Annotated in this window: 13 protein-coding genes and 1 tRNA gene; all 14 read left to right on the top strand. The window is 56.4% G+C overall.

Features of this window, described 5'->3' with window-relative positions; all coding sequences use genetic code 11:
* Positions 1 to 156: hypothetical protein (locus tag ACQ4LH_RS21005; RefSeq protein WP_430698959.1), on the top strand; the 156-nt coding region annotated here is incomplete at its 5' end.
* Between the two features lie 151 nt (positions 157 to 307).
* Positions 308 to 679, top strand: a complete 372-nt coding sequence (rpsL, locus tag ACQ4LH_RS21000) for a 30S ribosomal protein S12 (protein ID WP_003463319.1) — start codon at positions 308 to 310, stop codon at positions 677 to 679.
* Positions 680 to 812: 133 nt separating this feature from the next.
* Positions 813 to 1,283: a 30S ribosomal protein S7 gene (gene rpsG, locus ACQ4LH_RS20995; RefSeq protein WP_010490886.1), complete on the top strand. Its 471-nt coding sequence runs from the start codon at positions 813 to 815 to the stop codon at positions 1,281 to 1,283.
* 30 nt (positions 1,284 to 1,313) lie between these two features.
* The gene (gene fusA / locus ACQ4LH_RS20990; RefSeq protein ID WP_430698958.1) at positions 1,314 to 3,419 is read left to right on the top strand and encodes an elongation factor G; all 2,106 of its coding nucleotides are present in this window, start codon (positions 1,314 to 1,316) and stop codon (positions 3,417 to 3,419) included.
* A gap of 31 nt (positions 3,420 to 3,450) precedes the next feature.
* Positions 3,451 to 4,644 carry an elongation factor Tu gene (gene tuf, locus ACQ4LH_RS20985; protein WP_275963612.1) on the top strand — a complete coding sequence of 398 codons (1,194 nt, stop codon included), beginning with the start codon at positions 3,451 to 3,453 and terminating at the stop codon, positions 4,642 to 4,644.
* A 54-nt stretch (positions 4,645 to 4,698) separates the two neighbouring features.
* Positions 4,699 to 4,774 (top strand) — tRNA-Trp (locus ACQ4LH_RS20980).
* A 43-nt stretch (positions 4,775 to 4,817) separates the two neighbouring features.
* Positions 4,818 to 5,186 carry a preprotein translocase subunit SecE gene (secE, locus tag ACQ4LH_RS20975; protein WP_311090425.1) on the top strand — a complete coding sequence of 123 codons (369 nt, stop codon included), beginning with the start codon at positions 4,818 to 4,820 and terminating at the stop codon, positions 5,184 to 5,186.
* 9 nt (positions 5,187 to 5,195) lie between these two features.
* Positions 5,196 to 5,729 carry a transcription termination/antitermination protein NusG gene (gene nusG / locus ACQ4LH_RS20970; protein ID WP_090256278.1) on the top strand — a complete coding sequence of 178 codons (534 nt, stop codon included), beginning with the start codon at positions 5,196 to 5,198 and terminating at the stop codon, positions 5,727 to 5,729.
* Positions 5,730 to 5,845: 116 nt separating this feature from the next.
* On the top strand, positions 5,846 to 6,277 hold the full coding sequence (gene rplK, locus ACQ4LH_RS20965; protein ID WP_069522401.1) for a 50S ribosomal protein L11: 432 nt from the start codon (positions 5,846 to 5,848) through the stop codon (positions 6,275 to 6,277).
* The gene (gene rplA / locus ACQ4LH_RS20960; protein WP_274087698.1) at positions 6,277 to 6,972 is read left to right on the top strand and encodes a 50S ribosomal protein L1; all 696 of its coding nucleotides are present in this window, start codon (positions 6,277 to 6,279) and stop codon (positions 6,970 to 6,972) included. The genes rplK and rplA overlap by 1 nt, the downstream gene beginning before the upstream one ends.
* Positions 6,973 to 7,186: 214 nt before the next feature.
* On the top strand, positions 7,187 to 7,687 hold the full coding sequence (rplJ, locus tag ACQ4LH_RS20955; RefSeq protein ID WP_341438065.1) for a 50S ribosomal protein L10: 501 nt from the start codon (positions 7,187 to 7,189) through the stop codon (positions 7,685 to 7,687).
* Between the two features lie 79 nt (positions 7,688 to 7,766).
* Positions 7,767 to 8,132 carry a 50S ribosomal protein L7/L12 gene (rplL, locus tag ACQ4LH_RS20950; RefSeq protein ID WP_069522395.1) on the top strand — a complete coding sequence of 122 codons (366 nt, stop codon included), beginning with the start codon at positions 7,767 to 7,769 and terminating at the stop codon, positions 8,130 to 8,132.
* A 219-nt stretch (positions 8,133 to 8,351) separates the two neighbouring features.
* Entirely contained in the window at positions 8,352 to 12,425 is a 4,074-nt protein-coding gene (rpoB, locus tag ACQ4LH_RS20945) for a DNA-directed RNA polymerase subunit beta (RefSeq protein ID WP_430698957.1), read from the top strand.
* 64 nt (positions 12,426 to 12,489) lie between these two features.
* Positions 12,490 to 16,689, top strand: a complete 4,200-nt coding sequence (gene rpoC, locus ACQ4LH_RS20940) for a DNA-directed RNA polymerase subunit beta' (RefSeq protein WP_430698956.1) — start codon at positions 12,490 to 12,492, stop codon at positions 16,687 to 16,689.
* The last annotated feature ends 65 nt before the right edge of the window (positions 16,690 to 16,754 follow it).

Below are 16,754 nucleotides of genomic sequence, written 5' to 3'. Positions count from 1 at the left end.
GAAAACGTGGTTGTGGGTCGTCTGATCCCAGCCGGTACCGGTCTGGCTTATCACAGCGAGCGCAAACGCAAGCGTGAAGCGGCCCAGCCGGTACGTGTTAGCGCCAGTGAAGTGGAAGCTGCACTGACCGAAGCGCTGAACTCCAGCAGTAATTAAGTACAAAGCCCCGCTAGTTCGCTAGCGGGGCTTTGTCTTGACTGGGGCGGTGAGTCTCTTTAGACTCATGCACCCCTAAATTTGGCAGGGCACGTGCTCTGCCATTTTGTTTGTAGGGCAATAGCGTCGCAAGACAACAGTGGAGCTTAAGATGGCAACTATCAACCAGCTGGTACGTCAGCCGCGTAAGCGCATCGTCGAGAAATCCGACGTGCCTGCGCTGCAGAACTGCCCGCAGCGTCGTGGTGTGTGCACTCGCGTGTATACCACTACGCCGAAAAAACCTAACTCGGCACTGCGTAAAGTATGCCGCGTGCGCCTGACCAACGGTTTCGAGGTTTCCTCGTACATCGGCGGTGAAGGCCACAACCTGCAAGAGCACAGCGTCGTACTGATTCGCGGCGGCCGTGTAAAAGACTTGCCAGGTGTGCGTTATCACACCGTGCGCGGTTCGCTGGATACCTCCGGCGTTAAAGACCGTAAGCAGGGTCGTTCGAAGTACGGTACCAAGCGTCCTAAGTAATAGGCGCCTGAAGTGCCCGGTGCTTGCACCGAATTGCAGTTTTTTATTTATCTGAGTCGATAAGAGTAAGGTCGGGCATCCATCTAACGATGCAGTCCCGGGCTAACCTGAAGACCGTTTGAGGGCTTATCAAATGCCAAGACGTCGTGTAGCAGCCAAGCGCGAAGTGCTTGACGATCCAAAATACGGAAGCCAAATCCTGGCCAAGTTCATGAACCACGTGATGGAAAGCGGCAAGAAAGCCGTTGCCGAGCGTATCGTTTATGGCGCCCTGGACAAGGTTAAAGAGCGTAAGAACAGCGATCCCCTGGAAATCTTCGAGAAAGCTCTCGACGCCATCGCTCCGCTGGTCGAAGTGAAGTCGCGCCGTGTAGGCGGTGCTACTTATCAGGTTCCGGTCGAAGTTCGTCCGTCCCGCCGTAACGCTCTTGCCATGCGCTGGCTGGTAGATTTCGCCCGTAAGCGTGGCGAGAAGTCTATGGCTCTGCGTCTGGCTGGTGAGTTGCTGGATGCCGCTGAAGGCAAAGGTGCTGCAGTTAAGAAGCGTGAAGACGTGCACCGTATGGCTGAAGCCAACAAGGCTTTCTCGCACTACCGCTTCTAATTATCGCGCTTCTAAATTTGCGAGGGCTTTATGGCTCGTACTACACCGATTAACCGGTACCGTAACATCGGTATCGTGGCTCACGTGGACGCGGGTAAAACCACGACCACTGAGCGTGTGCTTTTCTACACTGGCAAAAGCCACAAGATGGGCGAGGTGCATGATGGCGCCGCGACCACCGACTGGATGGTGCAGGAGCAGGAGCGTGGTATCACCATTACTTCTGCTGCTATTACCGCCTTCTGGAAAGGTTCCGAGAAGCAGTACAAAGATGAGCACCGCTTCAACGTAATCGATACCCCCGGCCACGTTGACTTCACCATTGAAGTTGAGCGTTCGCTGCGTGTACTCGACGGCGCGGTCGTTGTGTTCTGCGGTACCTCGGGCGTTGAGCCTCAGTCGGAAACCGTATGGCGTCAGGCCAACAAGTACGGCGTTCCGCGTCTTGTTTACGTAAACAAGATGGACCGTGCCGGTGCTGACTTCCTGCGCGTGATTGGTCAGATCAAGCAGCGTCTGGGTCACACTCCGGTGCCGATCCAGCTGGCCATCGGTGCAGAAGACAACTTCCAGGGTCAGATCGATCTGATCAACATGCAAGCTGTCTACTGGAACGATGCCGACAAAGGCATGGTCCCTGTTCGCAAGGACATTCCAGCTGAATTGCTGGAAGAGGCCGAGAAGTGGCGCGGCAACATGGTTGAGGCTGCGGCCGAAGCCAACGAAGAGCTGATGAACAAGTACCTTGAAGGTGAAGAACTCACCATCGAGGAAATCAAGGGCGCTCTGCGTCAGCGTACTATCGCTGGTGAAATCGTTCTGGCTGTTTGCGGTTCTTCCTTCAAGAACAAGGGTGTTCCCCTGGTTCTCGACGCCGTTATCGACTTCCTGCCTGCGCCAACTGACATTCCTGCTATCAAGGGTACCGACCCGGATGACGAGGAAATTCAGCTGGAGCGTCATGCTACCGACGACGAGCCGTTCTCGGCTTTGGCGTTCAAGATCGCTACCGACCCATTCGTGGGTACCTTGACCTTCGTCCGCGTTTACTCGGGCGTGTTGGCATCCGGCGACGGCGTGATCAACTCGGTTAAAGGCAAAAAAGAGCGCGTGGGTCGTATGGTGCAAATGCACGCAAACGCCCGCGAAGAGATCAAGGAAGTACGCGCTGGCGACATCGCGGCCTTGATCGGCATGAAGGACGTCACCACCGGTGAGACTCTGTGCAACGCTGACAAGCCAATTATCCTGGTTCGCATGGACTTCCCGGAGCCGGTTATTTCGGTTGCCGTAGAGCCTAAGACCAAGGACGACCAGGAAAAAATGGGTATCGCTCTGGGCAAGCTTGCTCAGGAAGATCCATCTTTCCGCGTCAAAACTGATGAAGAGACTGGTCAGACGATCATCTCCGGTATGGGTGAGTTGCACCTGGACATCCTGGTCGACCGCATGCGCCGCGAGTTCAACGTTGAAGCCAACATCGGTAAGCCTCAGGTTTCCTATCGTGAGCGCATCACGAAGAGCTGTGAAATCGAAGGCAAGTTCGTGCGTCAGTCCGGTGGTCGTGGTCAGTTCGGTCACTGCTGGGTTCGCTTTGCACCTGCTGACGAAGGTCAGGAAGGTCTGCAGTTCGTGAACGAAGTAGTGGGTGGTGTGATTCCGAAGGAATACATCCCGGCTATCCAGAAGGGTATCGAAGAGCAGATGAAGAACGGTGTTGTCGCCGGCTATCCGCTGATCGGCCTGAAGGCTACCGTGTTCGATGGTTCCTACCACGACGTCGACTCCAACGAGATGGCGTTCAAGGTGGCTGCTTCCATGGCGACCAAGCAACTGGCCCAGAAGGGCGGTGGTGAGTTGCTCGAGCCGATCATGGCGGTAGAGGTTGTTACCCCAGAAGACTACATGGGTGATGTGATGGGCGACCTTAACCGTCGTCGTGGCATGATCCTGGGTATGGAAGACACGATCTCCGGCAAGGTGATTCGTGCTGAAGTTCCGCTGGGTGAGATGTTCGGTTATGCGACCGACGTCCGTTCCATGTCTCAGGGTCGCGCAAGCTACTCCATGGAATTCAAAAAATATAATACGGCTCCGTCGCACATCGTCGAGTCGGTAACCAAAAAACAAGGCTGATTCAGCCCCTTTAAGCTAGGAGTTAATTGTCGTGGCTAAAGAAAAATTTGAACGTAACAAACCGCACGTCAACGTTGGCACTATCGGTCACGTTGACCACGGTAAAACCACTCTGACCGCTGCTCTGACCCGTGTCTGCTCCGAAGTATTCGGTTCGGCCAAGGTTGACTTCGACAAGATCGACAGCGCCCCAGAAGAAAAAGCTCGCGGTATCACCATCAACACCGCTCACGTTGAATACGATTCGGCCGTGCGTCACTACGCACACGTTGACTGCCCAGGTCACGCCGACTACGTAAAAAACATGATCACCGGTGCTGCGCAGATGGACGGCGCTATCCTGGTTTGCTCCGCTGCTGACGGCCCGATGCCGCAAACTCGCGAGCACATCCTGCTGTCCCGTCAGGTAGGTGTTCCGTACATCGTGGTCTTCCTGAACAAGGCTGACATGGTTGACGACGCCGAGCTGCTGGAGCTGGTGGAAATGGAAGTGCGTGACCTGCTCAGCACTTACGATTTTCCGGGCGACGACACTCCGATCATCATCGGTTCCGCTCTGATGGCTCTGAACGGTCAAGACGACAACGAGATGGGCACCACTGCCGTCAAGAAGTTGGTTGAGACTCTGGACAGCTACATCCCTGAGCCGGTTCGTGCTATCGACAAGCCGTTCCTGATGCCAATCGAAGACGTATTCTCGATCTCCGGTCGTGGCACCGTGGTAACTGGTCGTATCGAGCGCGGTATCGTCAAGATCCAGGAAGAAATCGAGATCGTTGGTCTGCGTGATACCACCAAGACCACCTGTACCGGTGTTGAAATGTTCCGCAAGCTGCTCGACGAAGGTCGTGCTGGTGAGAACTGCGGCGTTCTGCTACGCGGCACCAAGCGTGACGACGTAGAGCGTGGCCAGGTTCTGGTCAAGCCAGGTTCGGTTAAGCCGCACACCACCTTCACTGCAGAAGTGTATGTGTTGAGCAAAGAAGAAGGCGGTCGTCACACTCCGTTCTTCAAAGGCTACCGTCCTCAGTTCTACTTCCGTACTACTGACGTAACTGGTAACTGCGAACTGCCGGAAGGCGTTGAAATGGTAATGCCAGGTGACAACATCCAGATGACTGTCACTCTGATCAAGACCATCGCAATGGAAGAAGGTCTGCGTTTCGCCATTCGTGAAGGCGGTCGTACCGTCGGCGCCGGCGTCGTAGCCAAGATCATCGCGTAATCGATTGATCTGTTTTGATCGGGCCGGCATAATGGTCGGCCTGATTCAGTTTTTAGGTCAGTAGCTCAATTGGCAGAGCGACGGTCTCCAAAACCGTAGGTTGGGGGTTCGATTCCCTCCTGACCTGCCATTTTCCCTAGAATTTGGCGCGTCTTTTTACAGGATATTAGTAGATGAATGTTAAGGCTGAAGCCAAAGACTCACGCTTCGATCTGCTTAAGTGGCTCGTAGTTGCTGCTCTGGTAATCGCAGGCGTGGTCGGTAATCAGTATTTCTCTGCTGAGCCTATTCTGTATCGCGTTCTGGCCTTGCTGGTTATTGCCGCATTGGCTGGTGTGATTGCCCTGCAAACATCAAAAGGTCAGGCCTTTTGGGTGTTGGCAAAAGAAGCTCGCGTTGAAATTCGCAAGGTCGTTTGGCCAACTCGCCAGGAAACCACGCAGACAACTTTGATCGTTGTGGCTGTTGTTTTGGTTATGGCGCTGTTGTTGTGGGGTTTAGATTCCCTGCTTGGTTGGCTTGTTTCGTTGATTGTCGGCTAAGGGTGTCCCGTGGCTAAGCGTTGGTACGTTGTGCATGCTTACTCGGGTTACGAGAAGCATGTTATGCGCTCGTTAGTCGAGCGTGTGAAGCTCGCTGGTATGGAAGACGTTTTTGGCGAGATTCTGGTCCCCACTGAAGAAGTAGTGGAGATGCGGAACGGTCAGAAGCGCAAGAGTGAGCGTAAGTTCTTCCCAGGTTATGTCTTGGTGCAGATGGAAATGAGCGAGGCGACTTGGCATTTGATCAAGAACACGCCGCGCGTCATGGGCTTCATCGGTGGTACTGCAGATAAGCCTGCGCCGATCACTGAAAAAGAAGCTGATGCCATTCTGCGTCGTGTTGCCGATAGTGGCGACAAGCCGAAGCCGAAAACATTGTTCGAGCCGGGTGAGATGGTGCGCGTGACCGATGGTCCGTTTGCCGATTTCAGCGGTGTTGTTGAAGAAGTTAATTACGAGAAGAGCCGCATCCAGGTGGCAGTGACTATTTTTGGTCGCTCTACGCCGGTCGAGCTGGAGTTCAGTCAGGTCGAAAAGGCATAACTGACATAAGCATCCCTTACCCCGCAGCCATAGGCTGCGGGGTTTTGTCGTCACTGGGATAAATAGGCAATAACTGGGGAGCCGAAAGGCGCTAGAACCCAAAACTGGAGTAGCTCATGGCTAAGAAAATTACGGCTTATATCAAGCTGCAAGTAAAGGCTGCACAAGCCAACCCGTCGCCACCTGTCGGCCCAGCTCTGGGTCAGCACGGCGTGAACATCATGGAATTCTGCAAGGCGTTCAACGCCCGTACCCAGGGCATGGAACCTGGTCTGCCGACTCCAGTGATCATCACTGTTTATAGCGACCGTAGCTTCACCTTTGAAACCAAAAGCACCCCTGCTTCGGTTCTGCTGAAGAAGGCTGCTGGCCTGACCAGCGGTTCGGCTCGTCCGAACACCGTTAAGGTTGGCACCGTGACTCGTGCTCAGCTGGAAGAGATCGCCAAAACCAAACAGGCTGATCTGACTGCCGCTGATATGGATGCAGCTGTGCGTACTATCGCCGGCTCCGCTCGTAGCATGGGCCTCAACGTGGAGGGTGTGTAATGGCTAAGTTGACCAAGCGTCAAAAGGCAATCGCTGAGAAAGTTGAAGCTGGTAAGGCTTACAACTTTGTTGAAGCGGCCGCTCTGCTGGCTGAACTGTCTGCAGTTAAGTTCTCTGAGTCGGTAGATATCGCCGTCAACCTCGGTGTTGATCCGCGTAAATCCGATCAGGTTGTACGTGGCGCCACCGTTCTGCCGAACGGCTCGGGCAAAAGCGTTCGCGTTGCCGTGTTCACCCAGGGCCCAGCTGCTGAAGCTGCTCTGGCTGCCGGCGCTGATCGCGTAGGTATGGACGATCTGGCTGCTGAAATGAAAGGCGGCGACCTGAACTATGACGTAGTAATTGCCTCCCCGGATGCAATGCGCGTTGTTGGTCAGTTGGGTCAAGTGCTCGGCCCGCGCGGTCTGATGCCTAACCCTAAAGTCGGTACCGTTACCCCTGACGTTGCTACAGCTGTGAAGAATGCTAAAGCTGGTCAAGTACGTTTCCGTACTGACAAGAACGGCATCATCCACGGTTCCGTCGGCAAAGTTGGTTTTGACGCCGAGAAGCTGAAGCAGAACGTTGAAGCGCTGATTTCCGACCTCAAGCGTCTGAAGCCATCGACTTCGAAAGGCATCTACGTCAAGCGCGTAACCCTGAGCACCACCATGGGCCCAGGTCTGATCATCGATCAAGGCTCGCTCGACGCGTAATACATAGAAGCAGCGCAAGCGATTGCGCTGCTTCGAAACTTTGGGGTCCCTGCTTTGCGGGGGCTATCCAAGACCGTAGGTGGCGCAAGCCTTAAACCCTAGGAGAAATCTTAGGCCGCCTACGCAGATGGTGCTCCCGATTCTTACCGAATCAGACACCAAAACGACATCCGGCTTCGGCCAGATGAAACGGTAACAAGCAGGAGTTTTACCCGTGGCAATTAAACTCGAAGACAAGAAGGCCATCGTCGCTGAAGTCAACGAGGCTGCCAAAGGTGCCCTGTCCGCTGTCGTGGCTGATGCCCGTGGTGTGACTGTAGGCGCTATGACCGGACTCCGTAAAGAGGCCCGCGAAGCTGGCGTGTACGTACGTGTTGTACGTAACACCCTGCTCAAGCGCGCCGTTGAAGGCACCGAGTATTCGGTTCTCAACGACGTGTTCAAAGGCCCGACCCTGATTGCATTCTCCAAGGAACATCCGGGCGCTGCTGCTCGTATTTTCAAAGAGTTCGCCAAGGGTCAGGACAAGTTCGAGATCAAGGCAGCTGCGTTTGAGGGCAAGTTCCTCGCAGCAAACGAGATCGACGTGTTGGCTTCGCTGCCAACTCGCGACGAAGCTATTGCGAAGCTGATGAGCGTGATCCAAGGCGCTACCAGCAAGCTGGCTCGTACTCTGGCGGCCATTCGCGACCAGAAAGAAGCTACCGCTGCTTAAGGCATCGCAAACTCTTTCAAAATCATATGTTTAATTTGATGGCTGCGTAGGCTGTCACCCCAATACAGGATTTAAAGTCATGTCTCTGACTAACGAACAAATCATCGAAGCAATCGGCCAGAAAACCGTTCTGGAAGTTGTTGAACTGATCAAAGCAATGGAAGAAACCTTCGGCGTTACCGCTGCTGTTGCCGCTGCTGGCCCAGCTGCTGCTGCCGCTGTTGTTGAAGAGCAAACCGAATTCAACGTGATGTTGCTTGAAGCCGGCGAGAAGAAAGTAAACGTGATCAAGGCAGTTCGTGAACTGACCGGTCTGGGCCTGAAAGAAGCCAAGGCTGTAGTTGACGGCGCTCCTGCCATGGTTCTGGAAGCTGTTGCGAAAGACGCAGCTGACAAAGCCAAAGCTGCTTTGGAAGAAGCTGGCGCCAAAGTCGAGCTCAAGTAAGCGACGACCTTGCGTCTACAGCCCAAGCGTTAAGCGAAAGGCTGATGGCTGGTGGCTTTTGCCACCGGCCTTTTTCCGTTCTAGGTCGGCTAATCATTGGCTGGCCTGGGGCGCGAAATACCCGCCCGATGTGGCGGCGCAAACCTAGGGTTTGCAAGAGTTTCTGGCAACTCCCGTCGGAGGGGCCAAATAAGCAGGTGACCAAGCTGGGGAACGCTGATGGCTTACTCATATACTGAGAAAAAACGTATCCGCAAGGACTTTAGCAAGTTGCCGGATGTCATGGATGTGCCTTATCTCCTGGCCATCCAGCTGGATTCGTATCGCGAATTCCTGCAGGCAGGAGCGACCAAGGACCAGTTCCGCGACATTGGCCTGCATGCGGCCTTCAAGTCTGTTTTCCCGATTATCAGCTACTCCGGCAATGCTGCTCTGGAGTATGTCGGTTATCGCTTGGGCGAGCCGGCTTTTGATGTCAAGGAATGTACGCTGCGTGGCGTGACCTATGCCGTGCCGTTGCGGGTAAAAGTCCGTCTGATCATTTTCGACAAAGAATCGTCGAACAAAGCGATCAAGGACATCAAAGAGCAAGAAGTGTACATGGGCGAAATTCCGCTCATGACCGAGAACGGTACCTTCGTTATCAACGGTACCGAGCGCGTTATCGTCTCCCAGTTGCACCGTTCCCCAGGTGTGTTCTTCGACCACGACCGTGGCAAGACTCACAGCTCGGGCAAGCTGCTGTACTCGGCGCGGATCATTCCTTACCGCGGCTCCTGGCTGGACTTCGAGTTCGACCCGAAGGACGCCGTGTTCGTGCGTATCGACCGTCGTCGCAAGCTGCCGGCTTCCGTGCTGCTGCGCGCGCTGGGTTACAGCACTGAAGAAGTGCTGGACGCGTTCTATGCGACCAACGTTTTCCACGTTAAGGGCGAATCCCTCAACCTGGAACTGGTTCCGCAGCGTCTGCGTGGTGAAATTGCCGTCCTCGACATCAAGGACGACAAGGGCAAGGTCATTGTTGAGCAAGGCCGCCGTATTACCGCGCGCCATATCAACCAGCTGGACAAGGCCGGTATCAAAGAGCTGGAAGTGCCGATCGATTACCTGATCGGTCGCACCTCGGCCAAGGCCATCGTGCACCCGGCTACCGGCGAAATCATCGCTGAGTGCAACACCGAGCTGAACACCGAGATCCTGGCCAAAGTGGTCAAGGCTCAGGTCGTACGCATCGAGACGCTGTACACCAACGACATCGATTGCGGTCCGTTCATCTCCGATACCCTGAAGATCGACAGCACCACCAATCAGTTGGAAGCGCTGGTCGAGATCTACCGCATGATGCGTCCTGGCGAGCCGCCAACCAAGGATGCTGCCGAGACCCTGTTCAACAACCTGTTCTTCAGCGCCGAGCGTTACGACCTGTCGGCCGTAGGCCGGATGAAGTTCAACCGTCGTATCGGTCGCACCGAGATCGAAGGTTCGGGCGTGCTGAGCAAGGAAGATATCGTTGCGGTCCTCAAGACTCTGGTCGATATCCGTAACGGCAAAGGCATCGTCGACGACATCGACCACCTGGGTAACCGTCGTGTTCGCTGCGTAGGCGAAATGGCCGAGAACCAGTTCCGCGTTGGCCTGGTACGTGTTGAGCGTGCGGTCAAAGAGCGTCTGTCGATGGCCGAAAGCGAAGGCTTGATGCCGCAGGACCTGATCAACGCCAAGCCGGTTGCGGCGGCGGTGAAAGAGTTCTTCGGTTCCAGCCAGCTCTCGCAGTTTATGGACCAGAACAACCCGCTCTCCGAGATCACCCACAAGCGCCGTGTTTCGGCTCTTGGCCCGGGCGGCCTGACCCGTGAGCGTGCCGGCTTCGAAGTCCGTGACGTACACCCGACCCACTACGGCCGTGTGTGCCCGATCGAGACCCCTGAAGGTCCGAACATCGGTCTGATCAACTCCCTGGCAGCCTATGCTCGCACCAACCAGTACGGTTTCCTCGAGAGCCCGTACCGTGTGGTGAAAGACACCCTGGTTACCGACGAAATCGTGTTCCTGTCCGCCATCGAAGAGGCCGATCACGTGATCGCCCAGGCGTCGGCGACCATGAACAACAAAGGTCAGCTGGTTGATGAGTTGGTGGCTGTACGTCACCTCAACGAATTCACCGTTAAAGCGCCTGAAGACGTCACCCTGATGGACGTATCGCCTAAGCAGGTAGTTTCGGTTGCCGCTTCGTTGATCCCGTTCCTCGAGCACGACGACGCCAACCGTGCGTTGATGGGTTCGAACATGCAGCGTCAGGCTGTACCAACCCTGCGCGCTGACAAGCCGCTGGTAGGTACCGGCATGGAGCGCAACGTAGCGCGTGACTCCGGCGTTTGCGTCGTGGCTCGCCGTGGCGGTGTGATCGATTCCGTCGATGCCAGCCGTGTTGTAGTTCGGGTCAATGACGACGAAGTTGAAACTGGCGAAGCCGGTGTCGACATCTACAACCTGACCAAATACACCCGCTCCAACCAGAACACCTGCATCAACCAGCGTCCGCTGGTGAGCAAAGGTGACAAGGTTGAGCGCAGCGACATCCTGGCCGACGGCCCGTCCACCGATATGGGTGAGCTGGCTCTGGGTCAGAACATGCGCGTCGCGTTCATGCCGTGGAACGGTTACAACTTCGAAGACTCCATCTGCCTCTCCGAGCGCGTGGTGCAAGAAGATCGTTTCACCACCATCCACATTCAGGAACTGACCTGTGTGGCGCGTGACACCAAGCTCGGCTCGGAAGAAATCACTTCCGACATCCCGAACGTCGGTGAATCTGCGCTGAACAAGCTGGACGAAGCAGGCATCGTGTATGTCGGCGCTGAAGTGGGTCCAGGTGACATTCTGGTCGGTAAGGTCACGCCAAAAGGCGAAACCCAGCTGACTCCAGAGGAGAAGCTGCTGCGTGCGATCTTCGGTGAGAAGGCGTCTGACGTTAAAGACACCTCCCTGCGTGTGCCGACTGGCACCAAAGGTACCGTTATCGACGTGCAGGTCTTCACCCGCGACGGCGTTGAGCGTGATGCTCGTGCTTTGTCGATCGAGAAGAGCCAGCTCGACGAGATCCGTAAGGACCTCAACGAAGAGTTCCGCATCGTTGAAGGCGCAACCTTCGAGCGTCTGCGTTCCGCTCTGGTTGGCAAGAAAGCCGAAGGCGGCGCTGGCCTGAAGAAAGGCGCAGAAGTTACCGACGAGTTCCTCGACGGCCTCGAGCGCGGCCAGTGGTTCAAGCTGCGCATGGCTGACGATGCCCTGAACGAGCAGTTGGAAAAGGCCCAAGCCTACATCTCCGACCGCCGTCAGCTGCTCGACGACAAGTTCGAAGACAAGAAGCGCAAGCTTCAGCAGGGCGATGACCTGGCTCCAGGCGTGCTGAAGATCGTCAAGGTTTACCTGGCAATCCGCCGCCGCATCCAGCCGGGCGACAAGATGGCCGGTCGTCACGGTAACAAGGGTGTGGTCTCGGTGATCATGCCGGTTGAAGACATGCCGCACGACATCCACGGTACTCCGGTGGACATCGTACTGAACCCGCTGGGCGTACCGTCGCGTATGAACGTCGGTCAGATCCTTGAAACCCACCTGGGCCTCGCGGCCAAAGGTCTGGGCGAGAAGATCAACCGCATGCTCGAAGAGCAACGCAAAGTCGCCGAACTGCGCAAGTTCATGCAGCAGATCTACAACGAGATCGGCGGCCGTCAGGAAAACCTGGATGAGCTGAGCGATCAGGAGATCATGAAGCTGGCGCACAACCTCAAAGGTGGTGTGCCAATGGCCACCCCGGTGTTCGACGGTGCCAAGGAAAGCGAAATCAAGGCCATGCTGAAACTGGCAGACCTGCCAGAAAGCGGCCAGATGCGCCTGATCGACGGCCGTACTGGTAACCAGTTCGAGCGTCCGACCACCGTTGGCTACATGTACATGCTGAAACTGAACCACCTGGTGGACGACAAGATGCACGCGCGTTCCACGGGTTCCTACAGCCTGGTTACTCAGCAGCCGCTGGGTGGTAAGGCGCAGTTCGGTGGTCAGCGCTTCGGTGAGATGGAGGTCTGGGCACTGGAAGCTTACGGCGCCGCCTACACCCTGCAGGAAATGCTGACCGTGAAGTCGGACGACGTGAACGGCCGTACCAAGATGTACAAAAACATCGTGGACGGTGATCACCGTATGGAGCCGGGCATGCCCGAGTCCTTCAACGTACTGATCAAAGAGATCCGTTCGCTGGGTATCGACATCGATCTGGAAACCGAATAACACGTGACGCGAATCGAGAGCGGGGCTACCTAGTCCGCTCTCTGCTCCGCCAGGAGGAAAGGCCTTGAAAGACCTACTGAATTTGCTGAAAAACCAGGGTCAAGTCGAAGAGTTCGATGCTATTCGCATCGGCCTTGCTTCGCCTGAGATGATCCGTTCGTGGTCGTTCGGTGAAGTTAAAAAGCCGGAAACCATCAACTACCGTACGTTCAAGCCTGAGCGTGACGGCCTGTTCTGCGCCAAGATCTTTGGCCCGGTAAAGGATTACGAGTGCCTGTGCGGTAAGTACAAGCGCTTGAAGCATCGCGGCGTGATCTGCGAGAAGTGCGGCGTTGAAGTTGCGCTGGCCAAGGTTCGTCGTGAGCGCATGGCGCACATCGAGCTGGCTTCGCCGGTTGCCCACATCTGGTTCCTCAAGTCGCTGCCGAGCCGTATCGGTTTGCTGATGGACATGACCCTGCGTGATATCGAACGCGTTCTCTACTTCGAGAGCTATGTCGTTATCGACCCAGGCATGACCACCCTTGAAAAAGGCCAGCTGCTGAACGACGAGCAGTACTTCGAAGCCCTCGAAGAGTTCGGTGATGACTTCGACGCCCGTATGGGTGCTGAAGCCGTTCGCGAACTGCTGCACGCGATCGACCTGGAGCACGAGATTGGCCGTCTGCGCGAAGAAATTCCGCAAACCAACTCGGAAACCAAGATCAAGAAGCTGTCCAAGCGTCTGAAGCTGATGGAAGCTTTCCTCGGCTCGGGCAACCTGCCTGAGTGGATGGTGTTGACCGTTCTGCCGGTTCTGCCGCCAGATCTGCGTCCGCTGGTTCCGCTCGACGGTGGCCGCTTCGCGACTTCGGATCTCAACGATCTGTATCGCCGCGTGATCAACCGTAACAACCGCCTCAAGCGCCTGCTCGATCTGTCCGCACCGGACATCATCGTGCGCAACGAAAAGCGCATGCTGCAGGAAGCGGTCGACGCCCTGCTCGACAACGGCCGTCGCGGTCGCGCCATCACTGGCTCGAACAAGCGTCCGCTGAAATCCTTGGCTGACATGATCAAGGGTAAGCAAGGTCGTTTCCGTCAGAACTTGCTCGGTAAGCGCGTGGACTACTCCGGTCGTTCCGTAATTACCGTGGGCCCGACTCTGCGTCTGCACCAGTGCGGTCTGCCGAAGAAGATGGCTCTCGAGCTGTTCAAGCCGTTCATCTTCGGCAAGCTAGAAATGCGTGGTCTCGCGACTACCATCAAGGCCGCGAAGAAGATGGTCGAGCGCGAGCTGCCAGAGGTTTGGGACGTTCTCGCCGAAGTGATTCGCGAACACCCAGTGCTGCTCAACCGTGCACCAACCCTTCACCGTCTGGGCATCCAGGCGTTTGAACCGGTTCTGATCGAAGGTAAAGCGATTCAGCTGCACCCGCTGGTCTGCGCCGCGTACAACGCCGACTTCGACGGTGACCAGATGGCTGTGCACGTGCCGCTGACGCTGGAAGCCCAGCTGGAAGCGCGCGCACTGATGATGTCGACCAACAATATCCTGTCGCCTGCCAACGGTGAGCCAATCATCGTTCCTTCGCAGGACGTGGTACTGGGTCTGTATTACATGACCCGCGAAGCGATCAACGCCAAGGGCGAAGGGCGGGTATTCGCTGACCTGCAGGAAGTTGACCGGGTTTTCCGTGGTGGCGAAGCCTCGCTGCATGCTCGCGTAAAAGTGCGCATCAACGAAGTGATCAAAGACCGCGACGGCACCATCACCAAGAACACCCGTATCGTCGACACCACTGTCGGCCGTGCGCTGCTGTTCCAGATCGTGCCGGATGGCCTGTCGTATGACGTGGTCAACCAGTCGATGAAGAAGAAGGCGATCTCCAAGCTGATCAACCAGTGCTACCGCACTGTTGGCTTGAAAGACACCGTGATCTTCGCTGACCAGCTGATGTACACCGGTTTCGCTTATTCGACCATCTCCGGTGTGTCGATCGGTGTGAACGACTTCGTTATCCCGGATGAGAAGGCGCGCATCATTGACGCCGCTACCGAGGAAGTTAAAGAGATCGAATCGCAGTACGCCTCCGGCCTGGTAACTCAGGGCGAGAAGTACAACAAGGTGATCGACCTCTGGTCCAAGGCCAACGACGAAGTGTCGAAGGCGATGATGGCCAACCTGTCGAAGGAATCTGTCGTCGATCGTGATGGCAAGACCGTCGAGCAGGAGTCGTTCAACTCGATGTACATGATGGCTGACTCCGGTGCTCGTGGTAGCGCCGCTCAGATCCGTCAGCTCGCTGGTATGCGTGGTCTGATGGCCAAGCCAGACGGCTCGATCATCGAAACGCCGATCACCGCGAACTTCCGCGAAGGTCTGTCGGTTCTGCAGTACTTCATCTCGACGCACGGTGCTCGTAAGGGTCTTGCGGATACCGCGTTGAAAACTGCCAACTCCGGTTACCTGACTCGTCGTCTGGTAGACGTGGCGCAGGATCTGGTCGTTACCGCAATCGATTGCGGCACCGAGCACGGCCTGCTGATGACACCGCACATTGAAGGCGGTGACGTAGTTGAGCCGCTGGGTGAGCGCGTACTGGGTCGAGTGATTGCCCGTGACGTGTTCAAGCCAGGCACCGAAGAAGTCATCGTTCCAGCCGGTACTCTGGTGGACGAGCAGTGGGTTGAATTCATCGAGCTGAACAGCATCGACGAAGTGATCGTGCGTTCGCCGATCAGCTGTGAAACCCGCTACGGCATCTGCGCCAAGTGCTACGGTCGCGACCTGGCTCGTGGTCACCAGATCAACATCGGTGAAGCAGTCGGCGTTATCGCTGCTCAGTCGATCGGTGAGCCGGGTACCCAGCTGACCATGCGTACGTTCCACATCGGTGGTGCGGCGAGCCGGACCTCGGCTGCTGACAGCGTACAAGTGAAGAACGGCGGTGCGGTTCGTCTGCACAACCTGAAGCACGTTGAGCGTATCGACGGCAACCTGGTAGCGGTTTCCCGTTCCGGCGAGCTGGCGATTGCCGATGAGTTCGGTCGTGAGCGCGAGCGCTACAAGCTGCCGTACGGTGCTGTGATTTCCGTGAAGGAAGGCGACAAGGTCGACGCTGGCGCCATCGTCGCCAAGTGGGACCCGCACACCCACCCGATCGTTACCGAAATGAAAGGTACCGTGACCTACGTGGGCATGGAAGAAGGCATCACCATCAAGCGTCAGACGGACGAATTGACCGGTTTGACCAACATCGAAGTCCTCGATCCGAAAGATCGTCCGGCTGCCGGCAAGGACATCCGTCCTGCGGTGAAGATGGTTGGCGAAGATGGTAAGGATCTGCTGCTGCCAGGTACCGACGTACTGGCTCAGTACTTCCTGCCGGCAAACGCCCTGGTGGGTGTGGCGAACGGTGCGAAGATCGCGATCGGTGATGTTATCGCTCGTATCCCGCAAGAAACTTCGAAGACCCGCGACATCACCGGTGGTCTGCCGCGCGTTGCCGACTTGTTCGAAGCGCGTCGTCCGAAAGAAGCCTCGATTCTGGCTGAAATCAGCGGCACCATCGCGTTCGGTAAAGAGACCAAAGGCAAGCGCCGTCTGGTCATTACCCCGAACGACGGTAGCGATCCGTACGAAGAGCTGATTCCGAAGTGGCGTCACCTGAACGTGTTCGAAGGTGAGCAGGTCAACAAGGGTGAAGTTATCTCCGACGGTCCGAGCGACCCGCACGATATCCTGCGTCTGCTGGGTGTCAGCGCGCTGGCCAAGTACATCGTCAACGAGATCCAGGACGTGTACCGCCTGCAGGGCGTGAAGATCAACGACAAGCACATCGAAACCATCCTGCGCCAGATGCTGCGCAAGGTTGAAGTGGCTGAGTCGGGCGATTCCACCTTCATCAAGGGCGACCAGATGGAGTTGACCGCGGTACTGGGCGAAAACGAGCGTCTGGCTGCAGAAGACAAGTTCGTTGCCAAGTACACCCGCGTGTTGCTGGGTATCACCAAGGCGTCGCTGTCCACCGAGTCGTTTATCTCGGCGGCCTCCTTCCAGGAAACCACCCGCGTTCTTACCGAAGCCGCCGTTACTGGCAAGCGCGACTACCTGCGTGGCCTGAAAGAAAACGTGGTTGTGGGTCGTCTGATCCCAGCCGGTACCGGTCTGGCTTATCACAGCGAGCGCAAACGCAAGCGTGAAGCGGCCCAGCCGGTACGTGTTAGCGCCAGTGAAGTGGAAGCTGCACTGACCGAAGCGCTGAACTCCAGCAGTAATTAAGTACAAAGCCCCGCTAGTTCGCTAGCGGGGCTTTGTCTTGACTAGGGCGGTGAGTCTCTTTAGAC

It is taken from the genome of Pseudomonas peli, assembly GCF_050563605.1.
GTDB classification, from domain to species: Bacteria; Pseudomonadota; Gammaproteobacteria; order Pseudomonadales; family Pseudomonadaceae; genus Aquipseudomonas; species Aquipseudomonas peli_A.
The sequence above is the reverse complement of the archived record's forward strand: the minus strand, read 5'-3'. Positions and strand labels throughout refer to the sequence as shown.